The sequence below is a fragment of the Mesorhizobium sp. P2_C7 genome (genome assembly GCF_056404515.1).
Window position 1 is genome coordinate 438037 of record NZ_JBFUDW010000001.1, and the last position, 24513, is coordinate 462549.

At 63.9% G+C, this 24513-nt stretch carries 12 protein-coding genes; 6 read left to right on the top strand and 6 right to left on the bottom strand.

The features are described from left to right. Positions 1-38 precede the first annotated feature (38 nt). A complete protein-coding gene (locus AC1D2G_RS02155) occupies positions 39-416 on the top strand; it encodes a hypothetical protein (protein WP_477411712.1) in 378 nt (125 codons plus the stop codon). 169 nt (positions 417-585) lie between these two features. Here the strand turns inward: AC1D2G_RS02155 and AC1D2G_RS02160 are convergent, their stop codons facing one another. Beyond that, positions 586-1374, bottom strand: coding sequence for a SapC family protein (locus AC1D2G_RS02160; protein WP_477411713.1), 789 nt, complete (start codon positions 1372-1374; stop codon positions 586-588). 280 nt (positions 1375-1654) lie between these two features. Between AC1D2G_RS02160 and AC1D2G_RS02165 the strand changes: the two genes are divergently transcribed. Both AC1D2G_RS02165 and AC1D2G_RS02170 read left to right on the top strand, forming a co-directional pair. After that, positions 1655-1930, top strand: coding sequence for a DUF6916 family protein (locus AC1D2G_RS02165; RefSeq protein WP_477411714.1), 276 nt, complete (start codon positions 1655-1657; stop codon positions 1928-1930). 71 nt (positions 1931-2001) lie between these two features. After that, positions 2002-2580 (top strand): 2OG-Fe(II) oxygenase, encoded by a 579-nt coding sequence (locus AC1D2G_RS02170; protein ID WP_477411715.1) that lies wholly within the window; start codon positions 2002-2004, stop codon positions 2578-2580. 409 nt (positions 2581-2989) lie between these two features. Here AC1D2G_RS02170 and AC1D2G_RS02175 read toward each other — a convergent pair whose 3' ends face one another. From AC1D2G_RS02175 to AC1D2G_RS02195, 5 genes are all read right to left on the bottom strand, one after another. Next, positions 2990-3505 carry an N-acetyltransferase family protein gene (locus tag AC1D2G_RS02175; protein ID WP_477411716.1) on the bottom strand — a complete coding sequence of 172 codons (516 nt, stop codon included), beginning with the start codon at positions 3503-3505 and terminating at the stop codon, positions 2990-2992. 7 nt (positions 3506-3512) lie between these two features. After that, positions 3513-4031, bottom strand: coding sequence for a phage tail protein (locus AC1D2G_RS02180; protein WP_477224777.1), 519 nt, complete (start codon positions 4029-4031; stop codon positions 3513-3515). Positions 4032-4043: 12 nt separating this feature from the next. Next, positions 4044-4547, bottom strand: coding sequence for a phage tail protein (locus AC1D2G_RS02185; protein WP_477411717.1), 504 nt, complete (start codon positions 4545-4547; stop codon positions 4044-4046). 12 nt (positions 4548-4559) lie between these two features. Next, on the bottom strand, positions 4560-5060 hold the full coding sequence (locus AC1D2G_RS02190) for a phage tail protein (RefSeq protein WP_457150723.1): 501 nt from the start codon (positions 5058-5060) through the stop codon (positions 4560-4562). 250 nt (positions 5061-5310) lie between these two features. Then, a complete protein-coding gene (locus tag AC1D2G_RS02195; protein WP_477411718.1) occupies positions 5311-20358 on the bottom strand; it encodes a hypothetical protein in 15048 nt (5015 codons plus the stop codon). 318 nt (positions 20359-20676) lie between these two features. On the opposite strand from AC1D2G_RS02195, the gene AC1D2G_RS02200 reads away from it, so the two are divergent. The 3 genes from AC1D2G_RS02200 (at position 20677) to AC1D2G_RS02210 (ending at position 24487) form a co-directional block, all read left to right on the top strand. After that, the gene (locus AC1D2G_RS02200) at positions 20677-21210 is read left to right on the top strand and encodes an invasion associated locus B family protein (RefSeq protein WP_457150725.1); all 534 of its coding nucleotides are present in this window, start codon (positions 20677-20679) and stop codon (positions 21208-21210) included. 119 nt (positions 21211-21329) lie between these two features. Next, entirely contained in the window at positions 21330-22574 is a 1245-nt protein-coding gene (locus AC1D2G_RS02205; RefSeq protein ID WP_477411719.1) for a M24 family metallopeptidase, read from the top strand. A gap of 122 nt (positions 22575-22696) precedes the next feature. Further along, the gene (locus AC1D2G_RS02210) at positions 22697-24487 is read left to right on the top strand and encodes a flavin-containing monooxygenase (RefSeq protein ID WP_477411720.1); all 1791 of its coding nucleotides are present in this window, start codon (positions 22697-22699) and stop codon (positions 24485-24487) included. The last annotated feature ends 26 nt before the right edge of the window (positions 24488-24513 follow it).

The window sequence follows — 24513 nt, forward strand, 5'->3', positions numbered from 1 at the left end:
TCCGATCGTTAATTGAGGATGCCGAAGGGAGATGGGCCATGGCAAGAGTAGATATAGTACGTGTCGATACACCCGAAGGGGCTGCTGTAAGAGGCGGAGATCCGGTTATGGTCAGCGTGACGGTAGCCCCAGACCGTGGCTGGTTTAACGACACACGATACCTCGTAATTGACTTTATTCACGCTGACACCTCAGACATCGTGGAATATCTTGTGGTATACGAAAACGATGTAACTATCGAGGATACGACAACAATCAACTTCAGGGTCAAAGCAGAAGCTGGTGCGGCAACCGGAGAATATTATGTTAGGATAACGAATGAATACTTCTGGGAAACCATCGTAAGTGACTCTGATGATGGAACTATCACTGTGTCCCCGAAGTTGGTCTCCTCCAAGAAGAAAAACTGTGACTAACGCAAAGTCACATCGGTATCAGCGAATCTGCCCTCATGCCGGCAAATTTTGCCATGGTTCATGATATTTTGCGGGTCGAGCATCTGCTTGATCATGGTTTCCGCAGCTGCCTCCCCAAGTCTTTCATCTCGCCTCCTTGTTACGGACGAACTCGAGGGCCAGCGAGAAATCAGCCCGCCGGCAGCCCCGCCTTCCGCAGCGACGCCTGGTGGACCAGCGACGTCCAGCTGTTGGTCGAGGCGAGATGGCAGTAGAGCAGGCCGAGCGCGCCTGATTTGCGCAGGTCGAGAAACGCCTCGTCGCTCAGTTTGTTGAAAGCCGGCTCATCAATCACCTGGAAGTCGGTGAGGTTGAGCACCTCGCCGCCTTCGAGCGTCACCTTGCTCTGGCGCGGCGCGAACAGGCCGTGCTCGTCGATCCTTTCGATCATCACGCGGGTGGCGTTGAAATCGAGCTGGAATTGGTTGCAGAAGGCGAGCGCCTGCCTGGTCGCTTCGGTCGGCTCGGTGCCCTTGAAGAACGGCAGGATCTTTTCGTCGCGGAAAGGCGCCAGCAACTGGTCGACGACGCGGTCGCTTGCCCGGTCGATGCACAGCGTCAGCCGGCCGGGCGACTTCGGATCCTCGGCCAGGATGAAGGGATAGCGGCGGACATAGGCCGGGATGTAGTGCGGCCCGGTCCACTTGCCGTCGGCATCGACGAACAGATTCTCGTCCTTGCGCACGCCGGTGATGATCACCGGCGCCTTGGCCGGACCGATGAAGACGATCGGGTAGGAGCGCATCGCTGCCGGCATCTCCGAGGCCACCACCGGAATGGCGTGCGCCGAGCGGGCGAAGCCGAAGTCGCTGCGCGCCGCCAGGCCGAGCGAGCCATGCCGCACCGGGTTGAGCGCCTGCGGCGTCGAGTAGAACAACGGCATCGTATCGCTTGCCACTTCCGTCTTCGCATCTGCCATCGTCGGTCCCTTCTCCCGCAGGCCGATCAGGCCGCGACCATCAGACCCCGAAAGCCGGGATCTGTTCTTGTTGCGCTGACCTTGGTTTGGAAACAATCCCGCGCAGCAACAAAGTACTACAGCGTCTCTTGCGCGCATAAAAGGACAGGCGGTGCTGTATTTTGGGGTTTGTGCCGACGAAATGACTTGGCGCGAGGCCGGTGCCGGCCGGGACCCGCTGGACAGCTTGCGGCGAAGCGGCGACAGTGCCGCCGGCAGCAGGCAGAGTGAGGCGAATTGCATGGCGTCGGCATCGGATTTCGAACAGGCGGTCGGGTCGGTTTTCACTGCCGAGATTGGCGGCAGGATGGTTTCCCTCGAGCTGACCGCGGTCCACCAGATTGCCGCCAGCCCGCGTCCCGGCGGCGGTTTCACGCTTTTGTTCAAGGGGCCGAGCGACATAGGGCTGCCGCAGGCCATCTACCACCTTACCAGCGATGCCATCACCGACGACATCTTCATCGTCCCGGTTTCGGGTGACGCGACCGGCTATGTCTATGAGGCTGTCTTCAACTGATTCTTGATTTTCGGCGATCGGCCGGTCGAGGCAACGATCGGAGCACTCCGAAGGTGGGGACAGCTGGACAGATGATCGACCATTTCGAGATCGCGGGCGTGCTTGCGGAAGCGGCATGCAGCGCGCTGTGCGCGGAAATGCGGGCGGCTGGCGGTCGGCCGGCCGGCCTGATGGGGCGTGACGACCAGAAGCCGGCATGGCCGGAAGTCCGCCGGACCACGCGCGTCGAGGTCTCGCCGGCCACCGAAGGGCTGGTGAATGCCCTGTTGGCGCAGCAGAAGGCGGCTCTGGAACGACATTTCGGTCTCGCTCTCGGCAACGTTGAAAAACCCCAGTTTCTTCACTATCGGGAAGGCGATTTCTTCGTGCCTCACCAGGACGGCAACACGCCACTCATCCACGACGAGTCGCGGTTCAGAAGGATCTCGGCGGTGATCTTTCTCAACCGCCAGTCGGACGATCCTTCGCCGGCAAACTATGCCCGCGGCTCGCTGGTCCTGCATGGTCCCTACAGCGGTCCGCATCTGCGCGTCGCCATGCCCTCATTGCCGGGCTCCCTCGTCGCGTTTCGTTCGGAAACAACGCACGAAGTCACCCCGGTCACGCGCAACGAGCGTTTCACCATCGTGTCGTGGTATCGTGGGGCGTGACGGTCGGCGTCGGCGTCACGGCCGCTCGAATGCACGTCGCGTTGAACCGAACTCAGGACACGCTTCAGGCGTAGGCGCTGCCCCTCACCTGCCTGCCGGCATCCTCTCCGTATAGGGACGGGGAGAGGGGCGCTGTCATCGACGGTTCGCCAACCGCCAGCGTTGCAGAAAAAGCGACAGCGTTGCGGCCAGCCTCTTTCTCCCCGTCCCTATACGGGGAGAAATGTTCGGCAGGACAATGAGGGGCGGCGCGCACCAACGATCCCTTGTTCAACGCGTTTGCGCGAGGTTTCACGCGACGCGCTTTGGCTAGCGCGGCGGTCACTCCATAGATCGTAAAAGTACGTGAGCATCGGAGGCGGAGGAAGTCGCCATTCGCAGGCCGGCATCGCCTGAATCTCAACTCGCCTTACGGCGAACACTCCATCAGGTCGTAGACGCCCTTGTCCTCGGTGACGACGAATCCCAGCCTCGTATAGAGCCGCCTGGCCGGATTGTTCTTCTCGACATGGATCGACACCGTTTTGCCGGCGGCACTTGCCTCGTCGATGAGGTCGGTGAGCAGCGCCGCGCCGAATCCCTTGCGGCGAAACGCCGGCAACAAGGAGATGTCGATGATGCAATACTGGTTCCGCCAACGCTCGACATAGAGGCGGCCGATGTCTGCCGCGCCAGACATCACCACCAGCCAGTCGGCTTGCGAATAATGCTTGATGTAATGTGTGTGCTGCGCCCGAAACTGCATGTCGAGGAAGGCGGTCTTCTGCGCCTCGGTCCAGGATGTTACGGCCAGTTCCTCGGCACGGGTCGAGGCATAGACCCGTGACAGGAACGGCAGATCGGCATCAGTCACTGGACGAAACGTCAGCCCGGCCCCAGCCGCCCGTACCCAACCGGCCGAAACCGCCACGTGAAAGTCGTTCATCGCAAAATCAGGGGCGCGACGGGTACACCCCCTGCAGCGCGATGCAGAAATAGCAGGTGAGATAGGGCTGCATGTTGTTGTGTGGCTGTCCGCCACCGGCAGGCGCGAGCGCTTCCGGCGCCAGTTGGACATTAACGGCTGGGTTTGAGCCCAGGTACATCTGGTTGCCCGCCGCCACGAAGTTGCCTTGGGGCGTCTTGAAGGAGCCATCGTCTTCAGCGCCCAGCATGGTGTGCGCATGAGACGGCATCTCGCTCTCAAGCAGCGTCACGGTCTCGGAACCGCCAGTTTCACCAAGGTCATGCAACGACAGGCCGGGGCCTTGCCCCGGATGCATCGGCGCGTTGCCCTGGAGGTCCGGCAAGGCAAAATTGCTCTTGCCGTTGCCGCCATAGGTGGTGCCGAGCAGTGAGAACAAAGCGGTGTTCTGCGACAGCGGCAGCAATTGCCCGTCGCACCACGCCCAGCCATTGGGCGCGAAATTGAACGGAAAGATGCGGATTTCGGCGACGAACGGGTTGGCCATGGACGGACCTCTTTAAGTCTGCGAGGGGAAGATCCCGAACAGCGAGATGATGAAATTGACACAAAGGTAGGGTTGGAAATTGTCATGCGGCTGGCTGCCGCCCGTGCTCGAGATGGCATTGGCCGCCATGGGTGACGCGTTGTCAGCCAGATTGTAGTAGGTCTGAGCATGCGTGTTGGCCAACACCGAACTGGTCGGCAGCTGCGACGTTGCCGTCGCCGTGGACCCCAACGGCGGATGCGAATGCGCCGGAATCTGGGCGACTGTCAGCGTGACCGTTTCGACGCCGCCGGTCTCGGCCAGGATGAAGCCGTTGCCCTGATGGATCGGAAGGCGGCCTTGCAGATCCGGCAGTGCGAACGTGCTCTGACCGTCGCCGCCATAGCTCGTGCCGATCAGTTGGAACAGCGTCTCGTACTCCGAGATCGGCAGAAGTTGTCCGCTGCAGAACATCCAGCCGGCCGGCGCGAAATTACCGGCAAATATACGAACTTCGCCTACATAGGGTTGTCCCATGGTTGCGCTCCCTCAATTCGGCGACGGAAAGATGCCCTGCAGGGCAATGCAGAAACTCAGCGTCAGAAACGGCTGCATGTTGATATGCGCCTGGCTGCCACCGGTATTCGAGACCGAAGCCGGCGCCATGGCCACCAGCTGAGTGGCTGTGCCGTAGGTGTTGGCAGGAGCTTTGGTGAGGATCGCGCCATTCGGATTGGCGACCCCTCCGGGATTGCTATTGGCATTGATCATGTGCGTGTGCGTGGGCAATTCCGAGATCGATAGCGTATGGGCCGGCTCGCCGCCGCGCTCGCCGAGCGTGTGACCGCTGCCGACGTGGATCGGCGTACGTCCCTGATAGTTGGGCAGCGCGAAATTCACGCGGCCGTCACCGCCGAACGTCGTTCCCAGCAGCGAAAACAGCGCCTGGTTCTGGTTGATGGGCAGCAACTGCCCATTGCAAAGCGCCCAGCCCTTGGGCGCGAACACAAAAGACATGATTCTGATTTCGGAAAGAAATGGTTCCGACATCGCCGCTCCCTCACATTTGGTCCATACTAAACAGATACTGCTAATTTACGCAACGTCATGCAAGAGGCAACTAAAAGAATTTGTTTAACTTGCCTTTTATTAAATTTCGCCGGCAAACAACCATGGGCGCCGCGCAGCACAAAACAACAGCGCTGCCAGTGACCTAATGGCCAACGCTCCTATCATGACAGGGCGCTGGCCGTCCCGATTCGGTTCCTCGGGACAGCCTACGCATGGAGGCGAACTACCCTCAGAAACCACCGGTCGGCAAACTCGGCAGCGTGACGGAACCGACGGTTCCGAACGAACCGGTCTGCGAGACCGTATCGCCATTGTTGTTGCCGCTAACGGCGCCGACGCCACCCTGGATGTTGAACGTGCCGTTCAGCTGCCGCAGCCGGATTTCGCCGAGTGTCGATGCACCCAAGGTCGTGTTGTTGCCGGAAATGTTAAGGTTGAGCGTTTCGCCGTCGCCGGCGCTGCTGTTCAGGACATCCAGAACGTGGCCGCCGGTTGTGCTGTTGTTGGTAAACACATTGTTGAGGATCGTGGCGTTCAGGACCGCTGTCGTCCCCGACGCCACTGTGCCGCCTATGTTGGTGATATCCAGTGTTGCGCCGGTGGCATTATTGGCGTTGTTGACGGCGATGTTGCCCTGGATCAACAGATTGTTGACCATGTCTGCACCGCTCGTAAACGTATCGAAATTCGTTTCGAACTCGATGGCCGAACCGCTGTCGACGTTGCCCTCGGTGCCGACTGGCGAGGTGTCGCCGATGTGGTTGTTCTGGATGGTCCAGTTGGCATCGTTCACGCTGCCGCCGCCGACCGAGACAACCGAGATGTGAACGCCTTGCTTGGAGACGTTGTTGATCGTGTTGTCGGAAATCGCGACGGCAAGCTTTCCGAGATCGTGTGAGTCCGCCTCGACCTGGACGTCGATGGCGCGGCGGCCGTTCACGAAGCCGGCGTCGTTGCTGATGGTGTTGTTGCGGATGGAGCCGTTGATCTGCCCGCCATCGGGTGTCGCGGCGCTGCCACCGGCCGCGTCCACCTGAACCACGCCGGCCAGGGTCGTCAACCTTGCCAGATTGTGGAAGATGTTGCCGTCGGCCGCGGTCGGTCCGCCAATGGTGAAGTTGAGAATGCCGTTGGCGGAATTGGACAGATAAAGCGTGTTGTTGCCGTCGCCGCTTGTATTGTCCGCGTCGTGGAAATTGTTCTTCTGCACGATGGCGTTGACGGTGCCCGAACCCTGGTTGCTGATCTGCACGCCGTCCTGATCGATCAGGGTGAATTCGCTGCTGGTCACGTTCACCGTGCCGGAAGTCGTCCCGAACAGGTTGGCGAGGAAGCCGTCCGCGCCGGTCGCAGAAGTCGTGAACAGCGCATGGTCGACCGTGAACGAGGTGAAGTTCGTGTTGGTGTTGAAGAGAAGGACGCCGTTCGACTGCGACGACTGCCAGCCGGAAACCTTCGAGTTGTTGTCGAAGGCGTTGACGCCGGTGATGTTCTGGGCAAACCAGCCATTGCCGCCGCCAAAGCCTGCCGGATTGCCGCTCGATCCATCGGACGCCGGGTTGGACGCGCCGGGATTGGTGATGTTGACGGCCGACAGTTTGATGTTGCCGCCGCCGATGCTCTGCACACCGTCCAGGCCGGCATTGGTGATGTTCATCTGGCGCAGATTGACGTTTGACGCGTTGGTCAGCACCACGCTGTCGCCGGTTGTGTTCTGGATCGTGCCGCCGGTGCCATTGAGCACGAGGAAGCCGCCTGATGTTGCGCCATCGCCGGTCACGGTCAGCCCGTTGGCGCCGGTGTTGTTGAGCACTATGCCGTTGACGGCGCCGTTGGCCGAGATACTCCGGAATGTGAGGCCGCTTGCGCCGATTGTGGTGTTGGCAACGTTAAGCGCCGTGCCCGTGGTCGAGGTTATCGTGTTGACGCTACCCTGTACCGTCACCGTGCCGCCGCCGGTGGCGTTGAAACCGATGCCGCTGGTGCTGTTGATGGCCAGGCCGCCGCCGGTAAAGTCGACCGTCGCGCCGGTGTTGTTGGTCAGGCTGACGCCGGCAGCTGTGCCCGAGCTGATCGACTTCGACGCGCCGGAGAAGGTGATGGTGCCGGCGGCATTGCCGTCGAGGAAGATGCCGGTCTGGCCCGCCACGCTGTGGCTGATATTGCCCGACAGCGTGATGTTTTGCGCAGTCAGCGCCCGGTCCTGGATGTCGATGCCCCGTCCGGTACCGCTGGTGATGGTGCCGGCATAGGTGAGACCCGCGGTGCCGCCGGTGTTGGCGCCGCCGGCGCCATCGCCGATACGGATCACGGCAGCATTGCCGCCGACCAGCGAGCCGCCGCCGAGGCTGACCGTCCCGGCACCGGTGACCGTATCCATGATGACGGCGCTGCCGCCGCCGGCGCCCTTGGTGGTCGTGGCGAAATTCACACCACCGGCGGCGACGATGACCGTGTCGAGATTGACGGCGATGCCGCTGGTCGTCGTGATGGAATTGCCGGCGCCTGTCACCGAGACCGTGCCACCGCCCGTGGCATTGAACCCAGTGCCGGAGGTGGTGTTGATCGCCAGCCCGCCATTACTGAAGTTGATCGTCGCGCCAGCGTTCGTCGCCAGGTCGACCGCCGTACTGGCGCCGGTGGTCAGCGTCTTGGTGCCGCCGCTGAAATTGAAGGTGCCGCCAGTGTTGGCGTGGACGAAGATGCCGTTGTCGAAGCCGCCCGTGGCGGTGAGATTGCCGGCCAGCGTGATCGTGCCGCTGGTGACGCCGGAGATATCGACGATCTTGCCTGCCGCGGCGGTTTTGCTGATCGTACCGTTGTAGGTGACGTTTGACGTACCGCCGGCGACGAGGAAACCGACACCGCTCGGATTGGTGATCGAAGTACCGCTGGAGAAGCTGAACGTGCCGCCCGAGCCGTTGACGATGTCGACGCCGGCATCGCCGCCATTCAGCGTCGTCGTGCCGTTGAAATTGTAGGTGCCGTCTGCATTGTCGAACTGCAGGCCGGTGCCGTTGGTCGCCGACAGCGTGCCGGTCTGGAAGGTGAGCGTGCCGGTGGCGTGGCCGCCCGAAACGCTGACCAAGGCGGCATTGTTCGCCTGGGTGATGTTGCCGCCATAGGTGACGGCGGCGGTGCCGCCGACGACGTTGAACGCGGTTCCGGTCGGGCTGGTGATCGAGGTGCCGCTGCCGAAGCCGAAACTGCCGCCCGAGCCATTGAGGATGTCCACGCCGGCGTCGCCGCCATTCAGCGTCGTCGTGCCGTTGAACAGATAGGTGCCGTCGGCATTGTTGAACTGCAGGCCGGTGCCGTTGGTCGCCGACAGCGTGCCCGTCTGGAAGGTGATCGTTCCGGTGGTGTGACCCGTGACCGCGACCAGCGCGGCGTTGTTGGCCTGGGTGATGTTGCCATTGTAGGTGACGCTCGCCGAGCTTGTGTCGACATTGAACGCCGTGCCGGTCGGGCTGGTGATCGAAGTGCCGGCGCCGAAGCTGAAGGTGCCGCTCGACCCGGTGAGGATGTCCACGCCCGCATCGCCGCCATTGAGCGTGGTTGTGCCGTTGAAATTGTAGGTGCCGTCCGCATTGGCGAACTGCAGGCCGGTGCCGTTGGTCGCCGAAAGCGTGCCGGTGTTGAAGGTCAGCGTGCCGGTGTGTCCGGCCGAAACGCTGACCAGGGCGGCATTGTTCGCCTGGGTGATGTTGCCACCATAAGTGAGAGCGGCCGTGCCGCCGACGACATTGAACGAAGCACCCGAAGCACCGCTCAGCGCGCCGGAGCCGAGGCCGATGGTGCCGCCGACACTGGTCAGGCTCACATTGTTGACGCCGCCGGCCGACGAGGTCGAGTCCAGCGCGATGCTGGCGACAACCCCGGAGAGGTTGATCGCCTGGCCACCGGTGGCATTCACGGTCTCGGCGGCCGCGGAAGCGGTGATGCCCATCGTGCCGCCCGTGCCGGCGATGCCGGTACCAGTGGTGGTGTCGATGGTCAGGCCACCGGTGAAGCTGGTGGTGCCGCCGCCCTGCGAGAGACCGATGCCGCTTGTCGTGTCGATGTTGGCGAGGCCGGTGACATTGAGCGTGCCGGATGCAACGTGGATGCCGCCGCCGGTTGTCGAGGCGTTGTTCACCGTCACCGTGTTGAAATTGAAGGTGCCGGTGTTGGTGTTGATGGCATCGATGCCGAAGCCCGTCGTGTTGGAAACGCTCGTCGCACCGGTGACGGTGAAGGTGCCGGCAACGCCGTCGAAGGTGATGCCGCTTGCGACGCCGTTGACGACGGCGCTGACGCTGGAGAACGTCATGTTGACGGTCAGCGGATCGAGATCGAATGCCGCGCCGTTGATGGTGGTGACCACGCCGGCGCTGCTGTTCAGCGTGAACGTGGTGGTCTTGGTGTTGGCGATGACACCGGTGCCACCAGTGTTGGCGAGGCTGAGCGTGCCCAGATCAAAGGTGCCGCTGGTGTTGGTGAAGCTGAGGCCATTGCCCTGGATCCGCGTGCCGGGAGTGCCCATGCCGAGCGTGCCGGCACTGACGGTGCCGCCGGCGCCGTTGGAATCGAATCGGACATTGTTGAAGACGATGCCGCCGCTGCCGGCGCCGCCGGTCACTTTGTTGCCGGCAAACGACCTGATCGAGATCGAATTGTCCGTCGCATTGATGTTCTGGCCGACGAAGGACGCCGCCAGTCCGGACGCGGTCGACCTCAGCGTGTTGCCGTCGATCGAGAGGAGAAGCTTGTCGGCTGTCGCCGCGCCGCTCGTCGAGAAGTCGAGTGCGTTGCCGCCGGCGGTGATGATGTTGTTCTTGAGCACGAAATTGGAGGCAAGTGTGGCATTGGCGAAAATGCCCGCGCCGCTGCCGCTGTTGATGGCCGTGACGTTCTGGACGCCAGCGGTGATGACGCCTGTGCCGCTGAATGGCAGGTTGATCGTCGCGGCCGCGCCGCTGCTGGCCAGGATCGGGTGTGAATTGTCGAGGCCGCCGGGGTTCGTGACCACCGTCGAAGCCTGGATGGTGGTGAAGTGGAAGGAGGACGGCGCGCCAAGGCCGCCGCCAACGCCGAGCGGCCCCACGTCGATGTCCGCATCGCCGGACATGAATGAGATCACCGCTTGCCCGTCCTTGAGGTCGAGCGAACTGTTGCCGATGTTGATGGTCGCCTGGTTCGTGTCGACAGTCTTGTCGATCAGCACGAAGACATTGGCGCTGGAAGCCTCCGCCTGGGCGACGCTGCCCGGATTGAGGAAGCTGCCGTCACCGGTGCCCGAAATCTCGCCGGCTGCGTCGATGTAGTAGACGCTGATCGCCGACAGGTTCGAGATGTCGCCGACGAACGTGACGTCGTCGAAATCGTAATTGCCGCTGAGCGGCAAGGTGTCGGTGGCGTGGATGACCTGGCCGCCGGTGGTCGAGATCAGCGATTCGGCCGGTCCCGCGCCGTCACCGAACACCAGCGTCGCATTGGTCGTGCTGGAGAACTGGATGCCCTGCGCGACATTGGTGATGGTCGACGTCTGGGTGCCGCCGGGGTTGACGGTGTCGCCGAGCTGGATGGTGGCCGCGCCGGTGGTCCCGGCCATGTCGATGCCGAGCGTGCCGGCAAAGCCGCCGCCGGCGACATCGAAATCGCCGGCGTTGATGCCGGTGCTGATGACCGCGCCGTTGAGATCGAGGCCGATGGCGTTTGCGCCACCGAGCCCGATGTTGAGGCTGGTGATGCTCAGCGCCGAGCCGAGCGTGCCTGCGACATCGAAGCCACGCGAGGTGATGCCTTGCAGGTTGACCGTGCCGAGGATGATGCCGCCGCCGCCGACATTGTTGAGCGAGACGCCGGGGGCGGCGCCATTGGCGGAGATGGAGCTGAAGTTGACGCTGCCCGCGCCGACCGTCGCGTTGTCGAGCTTGAGCGCGGTGCCGGTCGTCGTGGTGATGGTGTTGTTGGAGCCGTTGACGGTGACCGTGCCGGCGCCGAAGGTGCTGGCGGTGAAGCCGGCGCCGCTGGTGGTGGTGATGCCCAGGCCGCCGCCGGTGAAGGCGAGCGTTGCCGTGCCCTGTCCCGGGCCGATGCTGGGTTGCTTGACGACAGCGTCGTTGGCGCCGGTGTTGAAGGTCTTCGTCGCCCCGGAGAAGGTGATCGTGCCTTCCGACGAACCATCGACCAGGACACCGGTGCCGCCTGTGTGATTGATGGTGCTCGAAATGTTGTACACGCCGTCGGCGTTGCCGCTGAAGACGAAGGCCGTCGACGCTGTCGTCGAAAGCACCGAACCGCTGAGGTTGAGGGTGGCGAGGTCGCCACCGCCGGCGCTCACCACGCTACCCGCATTGACCTTGACCGAGCCGTTGTAGTTCAGCGTGCCACCGGTATTGCCGCCGACAGCGATCGCAAAGTCGCTGGTACTTGTCGTCGCGCCGATGCTGGCGGTGCCGCCATTGCCGCCGATGTTGACGGTGCCGCCCATCACGCCGTTGAAATCAATGCCGCGCGTGCCGCCGTCGATGGTCAGGCTGGACCCGGCGACATTGGCGATGTTGACCGTTGCAACCTGGCCACTGAACTGGAAGCCGGAAGTGTCGACGTCGATGTTGGTCGTTCCGGTGAAGTTGACGGACTTCCCGGAGCCGGTCGTCACTCCGGACACGGTGACGCCGATAACACCCGTATTGGTCAGCCCGCCGATGTTCACATTGCCGGCGAGGTTGACGTTGTTCAACAGCACGCCACCGGTAGTGGTGGCGACCGACGAAATGTCGTCGAAGGTGATACCGCCACTGCCGACATTGGTAGAGCCCACCAGCAGCCCGTCACCGCCGGAAGCGATGGTGTTGTTGGTGCCGGTTACGCTGACGCTGCTGCCGAACGCGACGAAGCCCGCCCCGCCTGTCGTCGTTATGTCGAGACCGCCATTGGTGAAATTGATCGTGCCGTTCGTGTTGGGGGCCGGAGTACCCGCCGGGAACGCGCCGAGGATGCCGAGGCTGACGGCGTCGGTGGTGCCCGAACTGATCTGCTTGCTGGCGCCGGAGAAGGTGACGGTTGCCGCCGTGCCGTTGTCGATGTTGCCAACGACGATGTTGCCGCCGGCCGCGGCGTTGCCGTCGGTCAGGTTGCCCGACAGCGTCACCGAGCCGCCGGTGAGTTCCCGGATCGAAACCGCCGCACCGGACCCGTTGCTGGCGATGGTGCCGCCATAGGAGATGACCGCATTGCCGCCGCTCGCATTGGTGGCCGAGCCGACGTTGAAGGCCGCGCCCGCACCGGTGTTGGTCAGCGTGCCGGTGCCGAGATTGAGCGAGCCGGTCAGGTTCTGCAAATTGATGCCGTTGCCGGCGGCGAAGCTGGCGCTGACCGAGGTGAAACCGCCGCTGACGGTCGCGTTGCTGATGCTGACGCCGGTGCCGTTGGTGGTGGAAACCGTGTTTGTGCCGGACAGCGCCACCGCGCCATGGTCGGCAGAGAAGCCGACGCCGCCGCTGTTCTGGATGGCGAGGCCACCCGAGAAGGTCAGCGTGTCGGTGCTGCCGGCCAGGCGCTGCCACTCGACGCCGCCGCCGGTGGCGTTAGTGATCGAGACCGCGCCGGCGAAGGTCACCGACGCCGCGGCAAGTGTGGTGTTCTGGATCTGGATGGCGTTGGACGTCGTGCCGTCGATCGTCACCGGGCCGTTGAACAGAAGCGCCGGCGACGCGGCGAGGTCGGACAGCAATATACCGTTCTGGCCGCCACCGCTCGAATTGATGGCGCCGAACTGCGCTGAGCCGCCGGAACCGTTTTCGACCCTTGTGCCGTTGCTGAACGAGATCGCCGGCAGGCCGGTGGTCGTCACCGTGTTGCCGGCCGCGCCGAAGAACAGCGTGCCGCCGAGATCGGACACCAGGCCGGCCGCCTCGGCGGTGTTGACAGTGACCACGCCCGAGAAGCCAACACGGTTGCCCGGGATGATGCTCGCCCACAAGGCACTGTTGAGCCCGGCGCTGGCGCCGGTACCGTCGATATTGAAAGTGGCCGTGCCGAGGTCGATGTTGTTACCGCCTCCCACCGCACCGCTCGCGACGACACCGATGGCGCTCGGACCGGGGAACGTTGTGCTGGTCGCCGTCTTGACCGCGACATTGGTCGTGTCGAATTTGATGTCGCCAGCCACACCGACCAGCAACAGGCCATAGCCGCCGACGCGGTTCGCCGTGGTGCCGGCGACAAAGGCGCCGCCATCGACCTGGTCGATGCCGGGGGTGGCCGCATTGGCGTCGAAAATGGCGGTCGTCAACAGGAAGCCGCCGACTTCGCCCTTGTTGCCGAGAAGCGTGATGTCGGAGAAGGCGCTGACCTTCATGGTGCCGGCGCCAGCCGTGCCGTCGACCGAAGCGATGTTGCCGCCCGTGGCCGAGAGGGTGAGGTTCGACAGCGCGACCTCGCTGTTGGCCGCGCCGTCGACGATCGACAGTGCGCCACCGTCGCCACCGGCGATCGTCGCCCGGTTAAGCACAAACTCGGTGATGGCGGTGCCATGCACGCCAATGCCGGTGCCGGTGTTGCTGATGATGACGTTGTCGATGCTGGCGCGGCCGCTGAAATCGACCGTGTTGCCGCTCGCCGTCGTCAGCGTCGGCAGCACGGTGTCGACGCCGTCAGGCGCATCGATGATGCTCGACGAATTGATGTTGCTGAATTTGAAGTTGCCGCCGAGCGTGCCGCCGACACCGCCATAGGGCGCGGTGTCGATGGAGTCGCCGGCCTTGAGGCCGATCAGGATCTGGCCGTCGGCGAGGTTCAGTGTGTTGTTGCCGCCGCCATTCTGCTGCGCCAGCATCATGTTGATCAAATTGCTGGTGCCGTTCTGCGACCTGTCGATCAGCGCGATGATCTTGGCTCCCGACGCTTCGGCGCCGGCGATCGAGCCTGGATTGTCGGCCGTGCCGTCGCCGGTGCCGTTCGGGTCGACATAATAGATGGTCGAGCCCTGCGCTTCGGAGATGTCGCCGATGAAGCCGCCCGTAGCGCCGTTGACATCCTTGAAATTGTAGGTGCCGCCGGCCGGGAAGCCGCCGGTCGAATTCAGGATGTCGACCGCCTTGACCGTCGACAGCTTGTCGGCGGCACCCTCGCCGTCGCCATAGATGAAGTTGACCGCGGTCGTGTTGCTGAACTGGAAGCCGATGCCCGGGCCATTGCCAGGCCCGCCGATGGTCGAAGCGGTCGTGTTGGCCGGTGCGCCGGGATCGCCGAGCTGGATCGTGCCGGTGCCGGTGGCGTTGGACAGGTTGACCGCCGTCGTGCCGGTCGAACTCGCGCTGGTCAGGTCGAAATCGCGCGCGGTGATGGTGCCGTTGACCACCGCATTGGCAAAGGTGATGCCGGTCGCGCCATTGCCGGTCATGGCGATGCCGAGGCTGGCGAAGGACAGCGTGCCCGAATTGGTGCCGGCAACGCTGACGCCGGTCTGGTTCAGCCCGACATTGGTGACGTTGGTGGCGCCGAAGGTGACGGTGCCCGAATTGCCCGACAGGCTGATGCCCGTCGCGCTGCCACTGGCCGTGACCGCGCCGAACGTCGCCGTGCCGGCGACATTCGAAACGGCAAGCCCGGTTCCGGTTGAATTGGTGACGGAGAGCGGAGTTGTAGCGCTGAAGCTCGCGCTGGCGCCAAGCCCGCCAATCACGGCGCCGCCGCCGCCGGTCGCTGTCAGCGCCGGCCCGGTGAAGCTGATCGCGCTGTTGGTCGGCGCCGTCGTGGTGCCGATGCCAAACAGATTGCCCGTGCCGGTCGAGGTGACGCTGCCGCTGAAGGTGACCGAGCCGCCGGTGGTACCGTCGATCTTGACCGCCGTGCCTGGTGCGCTTGCCGAACTGGATATGCCGGCCGAAACCGTGATCGCCGCGCTGCCGCCGGAAACGACGACGCCATCGCCGCTGCCGGAATTGGTGATGGTGCCGCCGATGCCGATCGTGCCGGTGTTGTTGGTCAGGCTGACGTCGGCGCCCGAAACCAGCGTCGTCACCAGGTTGCCGACATTGACGGTCGCGCCGCTGCCCTGCACCACGAAGCCGGGGCCGTTGCCGACAACTGTCGCGATGCTCGTCGTGCCGTTGAACGTGTAGATGCCGCTGGCGACATTGGTCAAACGGATGGCATCGCCATTGACGCGGCTGATGTCGACGGCGCCGAAGGTGACATTGCCGCCGCTGGTGTTTGCTATGACGATACCGCTGGAAACGATACCGCCCGAGCCATCCACGGTGACGCTTGCGAAGTTCACCCCAGCCGCGCCGATGGTCATTCCGGTACCGCCGATGAGAATCCCCTTCTCATCCGGCCCGGCGCCGGTCGCCACGGTATTGCTGGCGCCGGTCACCGTCAGCGTACCGCCATTGATGGCGCTGAAGCCGTAACCGCCGTCGGTGGTCAGGTCGAGCCCGCCGGTGAAGTTTATCTTCCCGCCGGTGTTGCCGCTCAGGTCGATCGCGTTGGCGGCGCCGGTGCTGGCGGTGATCTTGCCGGTGAAGCTGGCGCTACCGCCGGTCATCGCGTTGATCTTCACCGCGCTTGCCGCGCCGGTCTGGTTGATCGTGCCGTTGTAGGTCAGGTTCGGCGCGGACGCATCGATGTTGACGGCGGTGCCTGAAGTGGTGCTGATCGAGCTCGCCGCGCCGAAGGTAAGGGTTCCGCTCGAACCATTGAGGACCGCGACACCCGAGCCGCTGCCGCCGGTGACGTCGAGATCGTTGAAGCTTGCTGTGCCGTCGAAATTGTTGGCCAGCACGGCGTTGACGCTGCTGCCGGTAATTGTCGTGTTGCCAGTGAAGTTGACGCTTGCGGCCGAATTGGCGAGCACGATGCCGGTCTGGCCTGGGGCCTGGATGTGCAGATTGTTGATTGTAACGGTGCCCGACGCGCCGTCGAGGACGAGACCGGTGGCGGCACCCGCGATCGTCACGCCACCGACGTTCAGGCCGTTGACCCCAGTTCCATCGATGGCAACGCCTATGCCGTTGCTGACGCTGAGGTTCTTGACGAGGTTGCCGTTGGCGAGGTCGATGGTGCTGTTGGTGGTGTTGTTGAGCGTTGCCCCACCGAAGCCGAACGGATCGGCCTGCGTCGCGCCGGTAACGACATGGGTGCCGGTGACATTGGCGGGTGGCCCGCCCAGGGTGACGGTACCGCCATTGGCAAAGGAAACGATCGACTGGCCGCTGGCCAGCGTGAAGCCGTCGGCGTCGGTGTCGGTGGTCTGGACGGCTGCCGTCTTGACCAGCACGAAGATCGTGCTGGCGCTGGTGGTCAGATCATCGGCGGCGGCGGCATTGATCAAATTGCTGGCGCTGGAGCCATCGCCGAGGGGGCCGGTGCTGGTGGCGCCGACATAGATAACATTGGCGGCGTCGAACAGCTGCGGCCCGTTCAGCACCGTGTCGTGGAAGGCATAAGTGCCGCTGCCCGGGTTCAGGCCGCGCATGTCGAGCGAAGCCGTCGTGCCGGTGATCGATCCGCCGCCGAACCAGAAGGTCGTGTCGGCGGTGGCTCCAGCCGCGCCATGCGTGCCCATTTGCACGCCGGTGCCGGCTGAAATGGTGCCGGTGCCGATCGTCACCGAGCCGCCGGTGGTGCCGGAAAGATCGATGCCGGTCGAACTGCCGGCGCCGGCGATGTCGAGCGAGGTGGCGGTGAAGGTCGACTGGCTGCCCGACAGGTCGAGCCCGGTCCGGCCGGTGGGCAGGCCGGTGATGTCGATGTTGCCGAAGCCGATCGTGCCGTTGCTGCCCGAAACGTCGATGCCGTTCTGGGTCGGCTGGCTGATGCTCACATCGCCGAACGTTACAGCGCCGGAATTGCCGCTGAGCAGGATGCCGTTCACACCAGCCTGGTTGATCGTCACCTGCCCGAACGTGACGGCGCCGGTATCATTTTTGAGCGAGATGCCGTCGCGGGATGGATTGGTGATGGTGACCGCGCCACCGAAACCAACCGTGGTGGAGCTGTCCCAGATGGTAATGCCGTCGAAAAGGGCGTTGGAGACCGTCGTCGCGCCGGTAACGGAGAAATTGCCGGAGGTGTGGAACAGGCCGACTCCACCCTGTCCGCCGGACTGGCTCAGCGCGTCCAGTGTGACATCGAGCTGGGTGCTGTTGGCAAGCCCGAGACTTTGGACTGTGAAGCCTGCCAGGCCGTTGCCCGAAATCGTGCCGCCAGTGATCGTCAGCTTTGCGGCGCCGATCGAATTGACGAAGACGCCATCGCCGCCATTGTCCTTCGCGTCGAGCGTCTCGAAACCATAGGTTCCTCCGCCGACGACGAACAGGCCGTGGCCGGTGTTGTTCGAGAGTGTCGTCGTGCCGGTGAAATTGTAGGCTCCGGCGCCGTCGATCGGCGGGCCGCTGCCGTCGATCTGCAGGCCGTCGCTCGTATTGCCGGTCGAGCTCAAATTGTTGGCGGTGACGCTGTTGACGCCATCGAACAGCAGACCATCGAGAGCGGCGCCCGAAACATTCAGGCCCGAAATCGTGACATTGCTGACGTTGCTGCCGTGGACACCGTTGGCGCTGCCGCCGGCGATGTTGAAATCGCGCAGCGAGCTGTTGTTGGCCAGGGTGACGACATCGCCGCTGCCGGAATCGGTCAGCGTCGCAGCACCCCCTGCATCCGAGACGACGCCGCTGTGTGTGATGTTGTCACCGGTAATGTTGACCGGGATACCGCCGAGCGAGAAGGTCCGCCCGTTGCCGAACGAAGCCAGCGTCTGCCCGGCGCTGAGCGAGAAGCCGTCGGCATCGTCGATGGCCGTGCCGCGATTGACCAGCACGAAGATCGCATCCGCGTCGGTGTTGGCATCGGCCGTCGCGATCGTGGCCAGGTCCAGCAGCGAGGAGCCGTTGCCCGAGCCGGTCGCGGAAGCGCCGACAAAGATCAGATTCTGGACGTCGAACAGTTGCGGGCCGCTGAACGTGGTCGAGCCGAACGCATAGTGGCCGAGCGTCTGGTTGAGGCCACGCGCGTCGAGCGAAGCGGTGATGCCGGCAATGGAGCCGCCGCCGAAGCTGAACTCGGCATTGGCCGAATTGGCCGGGGAGCCGGCAATGCCGAAGCGCACGCCGGTGTCGACCCCGGCGATCGTACCGCCATTGGTGATGGCGATCGTTGCGCCGCCCGAGGTCGGCGACGAGAGATCGATGCCGATCGACCCGGCAGCACCGGTGCCGGTGACGTTGAGCGACAGTGCGGTGAAATTCGTATGGCTGCCGGAGAAGTCGAGGCCGGTGCCGACGCCGAGGCCGGAAATGACAATGTTGCCGGCGACCACCGCTGCATTGACGCCGGCAAACGAAATGCCGTCGCCGCCGGGGGCCGTGATCGCGACATCGCCGAAGCGGATCGCCGCCGGCGAATTCGAAATGGCGATCGCCGGTCCGGTCGTGTTCGAGATCGTCGTCGCGCCGTTGACGGTGAAGCTGCCCGAGACCTGATCGAGCACGACGCCCGACGTGCCGCCGGACTGGGTGATCGAATCCAGCACCACATGCGCGGTGATCGGATCGATGAAGACGGCGGTGCCGCCATTGCCCGACACGGTGCCGCCGCTGGTGGTGAAGCTGCCTGATGTCGCGGTGCCCTGCACGGTAATGCCACGGTCGGCATTGTCCTTCGCATTGAGCGTCGCGAATGTATAGGTGCCCTTGCCGGTGGCATCGAGCCCGTCGTCGCCATTGCCCTGCAGCAGCGTCGTGCCGGTGAAATTGTAGGTGCCGTCGCCCTCGATATGCAGGCCGTCGAGGCCGTTGTTCTTCGCCGTGAAGTCCGAGCCCTTGATGCCAGTCGAAGTGCCCGTGAAGTCGGCGCCATTGCTACCGGCCCCGGTCACCGTGACATTGGTCAGCGTGGCGCCGGAGATGTTGTTGCCAAAGATGCCGTTGGCGCCGCCGGTGATGGTGATGCCGTTCAGCGTGTTGCCATTGCCCAGCGTAATGACGTTGTTGGCCGGATTGGTGCCCTGGATCGTGCCGTTGCTGCCGCCCAGGTTGAAGCTGCTGGTGCCGCCGCCGAAAAGCAGGGCGGTGACGCTGCTGCCACCGCCGATGACGGTCTGGCCATTGGTCAGCGTCACGCCGCCGGTGGTGATGTTGCCGCTGCCGCCAAGCGCCACGACGAAGCCGTTGCCGGCCTTGGTCACCGCATCGTCCAGCGTCGTCGGATCGCCAATGGTGCCGAGGCCGAGCGAGTTACCGCCGTCGGCGAAGAAGAACTTGCCGAAAGCAGCGCCCGTGGCGGCATTGATGGCGAGGCGCGTCGTCGTGCCGCCGTTCACGTCCTGCGACTGGATCCTGACGCCGATATCGCCGCGCACGCGCTCGTTGACGCGCTTGCGCAGGCCTTCGCTGACCGGATAGACCGGCTCCGGCCCGCTGTCGGCCCCATTGTCGGCATTGTCAGAGCCGTGGCCGGGGTTGAACGGGATGTTCAGCCGGACGCTGCCGGCGAACTGGGTGTCGTCGCGATTGTCGTTGCGGACCTCGCCGGCGAACACCAGCGAGGTGTTGCTGCCGAAGACATCGCCGATCGTATACTCGAACCCAGCCTTGGCGCCGGTGACGCTGTGGTCGTCGCCGTGCGGATCCTCGAAGTGGTAGCCGCCGATATCCAGCCGCAGCGAATGCTTGTCGGGCAGGTTGATCGGCACCTGTGCGCCGACCTCGCCCTCGATGCCCCAGGCCGCGTATTGGCGATGATCGATCACCGATATCTGCTCGAGCAGCTGGTTTCCGACCATCGACAGCGTCGAGTCGGTGGAGCGGTCTTTGTAGTCGCCCTTGATCGGCAGATAGACGTTCACATGCGCGTCGAAATGCGGCGTGATCGCCTCGGCGCCGAGCGTCGCGGCGGTGAACTGGTTGCTGTTGAAGTTCTCGACGTTGAGATAGGCGTAGCCGCCGATCATCAGGTCCGGATTGACGATGCGGCGGACGCCGAGGCCGACATCCTGGCCGAAACCGTCCTTGAAATCGTGCTTGGCCCTGACATCCAGGAACAGCACCGATTCGGCCGTCTGCTTCAGCGGAATGAAGCCTTCGAGCGCGGCGTTGCCGCCATTGTTGTCGGCGCCGACGATGGCGCGCACCTGCGGCTGCCACAACCCGTTCGGGTCGGCATAGGCCGACATGCCCGAAAGGCCAAGCGCCAGCGTCGTAAGCGCCGTCGTCTTCCACAGATGTCTGGCAATTTGCGAACGGCGATAGCCGGCGCGCACGCGGAAGTCCTCCCCACGCGCCGCCATCTCACCAACTTGCCGAGATTTCTCGGTAGTTCCCATCCCAGGCGAGTCCTTCTGGGACTGCACGTCCCGCGTGTTCAAGTCTTACGCAGATTGTATTGTATAGCGAGTCTCGGCTCCTTCGATTTCTAGAGGTTTCCTCCAATTTTCTTTCGTGTGTCCGAAAGGTCACAGTACTTTTGCCGGCTTTCTTGGCGCCGGCCTAGCTTCCGAAACAGTCCCGAGTGTTGTATCAAACCCCACCGATGAAAATACCTGACGAGGAAAGAAAGAATGCGGGGCCTAAAGAAAATGTCATCAAGTTTAGCTCTTGCTAATCTAATGATCACAAGTTCAGCCGCCCTGTGGCTGGTCCTGTCGGCGGCAGGACCGGCCCTTGCCGAAGACGCCAAGCCGGCCCAGCCCAAACCGACTGATTCCAATGCAAAACCTGCCGATGCCAATCCGTGGGCGGTAAACTGCTCTAGTGGCTCGGCAACCGCCGAGCTTCAGTGCCAGGTGTCGCAGAACCTGACCGAAGCCAAGTCCGGACAGCGCGTGCTGACCGTGACCGTGCGCCGCGACAACGGCAATGGCGGCCTGGCCATGCTGCTCGCGCTGCCACATGGGCTGTTCCTGCCGTCCGGCGCCTCGTTCCAGATCGACCAGGGCCAGAAGACAGTGCTCGCCATCCAGACCAGCGACCAGAACGGCGCCTATGCCGCCACGCCGCTGTCAGCGGATATCATCAAGACCATGAAGTCGGGAACCAACCTGAACATCGGCATGGAATCGGTCACCCGCAAGCCGGTCACCATCCCGGTATCGCTCGCTGGCTTCACGGCTGCCGTCGCCAAGCTGGAATCCATCAAGTAGCGGGGGTGCTGTCGCGCCAACATCACGCAAGTCCGCACACCTCTGCCCCCATGAAACCGGGCTTGATTGTCTCTACCCGGAATGCTCCGTTGCCGCTTCGGACATCCGGAGAAGAATTCATGACGGGGTTTGTCGACCGCCTGCGCGCGACGCAACTGATGGAACGCGCCGGCCTGCAGGCGCTGGTGCTCTGTGCGCCCGAGGCATTCCACTATGCGACCGGTGCCTGGATCGGCCCGGCGGGACTGTTCCGGCGAGCCGGCGCCGGCTTCGTCGTCATCCCGGCCCGGCAAGACCTGCCGATCGGTGTCGTGGTGGCGGATTTCAACGCGGCTCAGCTGCAGGCGGCATTGCCGGACGCCGTGGTCCGCAGCCACCCAATCTGGATCGAAACCGCCACGCTCGACGTCTCGACCATCGGCCATACGCTGGCGCAACGAATCGAGGCCGGCCTCGCATCCTCTGGCCGGTCGCCCGACTTTTCCCGGCCAGCGACATTCGACCTGGCCAGTTCCGCCCGCGGGCTGAAGCAGATCCTGACAGGCTTCGGGCTTGACCGCGCGACCATCGGCGTTGATCTCGATTTCATTGCCGTCGCAGATTTCTCGGTCCTGCAGGCGATACTGCCGGGCTGTTCGATGGTCGACGGTTCGGCGGTTCTCGATCGGTTGCGGGCAGTGAAGTCGCAACGCGAGATCGAGCTTCTCCAGCAAGGCATCATCCTGTCGGAAGCCGGGCTGGACCGGTTGCAGGTGGACGCCATGGCCGGCATGCGCCAGGCCGATCTCGTCGCGCTCTACCGAGACGGCGTTGCCTCGGCCGCGGCCGGCCTATCGCATCCGGTTGCTACCGCCGAATACGTTACGCTGGGCGCCCGGGCCAAAGGCGCCGATGCCAAGGCAATGGCCGGCGATCCGCTGAAGTGCGACATGGTCTGCACCGTCGGCGGCTACGCCTCAGACATGTCGCGCAACTTCATTTTCGGGTCGCCATCCGCCGAACAGGCCGAACTGCATGCCATCGCCGAGCGGGCCTTCGAGGATGGGCTGGCAGCCCTTGTTCCGGGAGCCTCGCTGGACCATGTGCACCGCGTCGCCAGCGACAGCCTGGCGCGGCAAGGGCTGCGCTCCTACCGCCGCGGCCATTTCGGCCATGGCGTCGGCCAGTCTGTCTTTTCTGAACAGTGGCCGTTCATTGCGGCCGGCAGCGATGTCGTGGTCGAAGCCGGCATGGTGTTGGCCTTCGAAATCCCGCTCTACATCGATGGCCTCGCCAGCTTCAATCTCGAGGACCAGTTCCTGATCACGCTGGACGGGCCGGTTGCCATGAACCGCTTGCCAAGGCGGCTGGAGGCGATCGGGTAGCGAGGGCAGGTTTGGTCCTGGTCGTTGCTCACTTCGGGAGTAGCGCTCCACAGCGCGATGCGCCAAGGTCGATAATTGAGTTTTCGCGCCGTGTTCGGCGCCTTTGCGGCAAGAGGGAAGAAATGCTCGACATGGCACCATCGAAACAGGCGGCCGCATGGCTCGGGTCCTTTGCCAAGGCGCTCGCAGCGGGTGACGTGGCGGCGGCAAGCAACCTGTTCGTCGACGATTGCTACTGGCGCGATCTCCTGACCTTCACCTGGAACATCACGACCATGGAAGGCCGCGAGGCGATCGCTGGCATGCTCGCGTCGACGCTGGCGGCAACGAAGCCGGCCGCATGGCAGCTGACCGGCGAGGCGACCTCGGACGAGGGCACTGTCGAGGCCTGGTTCAGCTTCGAGACCGCATCGGCGCGTGGCCAGGGCGTCATGCGCCTGCGCGATGGCCGCTGCCGCACGCTGTTCACCGCGATGACCGACCTCAAGGGGTTCGAGGAGCGCAAGGGACCGGCGCGGCCGCTGGGCGTGCGCCACAAGGCCGACCCCGGCCGCGAGACCTGGACGGAGGCGCGGGCGCGCGAGACGCGCGACCTCGGCGCCGGCGAACAACCCTATTGCCTCGTCATCGGCGGCGGCCAGGGCGGCATCATGCTGGGGGCGCGGCTCAGGCAGCTCGGCGTGCCCACCATCGTCATCGAGAAGAACGCGCGGCCCGGCGATTCCTGGCGCAACCGCTACCGCACGCTCGTGCTGCACGATCCGGTCTGGTACGATCATCTGCCCTACATTCCGTTCCCGGAAAACTGGCCGGTGTTCACGCCCAAGGACAAGATGGGCGACTGGCTGGAAATGTACACCCGCGTCATGGAGCTCAACTACTGGGTCGCCACGAAGTGCCTCAGCGCGTCCTATGACGAGGCCGAACAGGTCTGGACCGTCGTCGTCGACCGCGTCGGCCGGCACATCACGCTGAAGCCGAAGCATATTGTCTTCGCCACCGGCGCCTACGGCCCGCCGCGGCGGATCGATCTGGCTGGCGCCGATCAATTCAAGGGCGAGTTGCTGCACTCCAGCCAATATTCCAGCGGCGAGAAATTCCGCGGCAAGAAGGTCGCCGTCATCGGCGCGGCAAGCTCTGGCCATGATGTCAGCGTCGATCTCTGGGAAAGCGGCGCCGAGGTGACCATGATCCAGCGCTCGCCGACCACGGTGGTCAAGTCGGACACGCTGATGGAAGTCGGTTTCGAGATCTTTTCGGAGAACGCGCTGGCGCGCGGCATCACCACCGAGAAGGCCGACATGATCGTCGCCTCGACGCCCTTCGCGCTGGTGCCGAAGGGCCAGCAGGCGCTCTACGAGGTGATCAAGGCACGCGACGCGGCCTTCTACGACCGCCTGCGCGCCGCCGGCTTCGCCATCGATTTCGGCGACGACGAGACCGGCCTGCTGATGAAGGCCTATCGCACCGGCTCCGGCTACTACATCGATGTCGGTGCCTCCGACCTGATCATCGACGGCGAGATCGGCGTGCGCAGCGGCATCGCCATCAAATCGTTGACGCCGACCGGCATCCTTTTCGAGGACGGGAGCGAGCTTGCCGCCGACGCGATCGTCGCCTGCACCGGTTTTCAGTCGATGAACGAGACGGTGGCCGCGATCGTCTCGCGCGAGGTCGCCGACAAGGTCGGCCCGTGCTGGGGGCTTGGCTCCGGCGTGAAGGGCGATCCCGGACCCTGGCAAGGCGAGTTGCGCAACATGTGGAAGCCGACTGCTCAGCAAGCGCTGTGGTTCCACGGCGGCAATCTGGCACTGTCTCGCTTCTATTCGAAATATGTGGCGCTGCAGATCAAGGCGCGCATGGAGGGGATTGAGACGACCGTCTATGGGGCTTTCAGCAACGCCGGACGGTGACGCCCGATCTCCCCCACGTGGGGGAG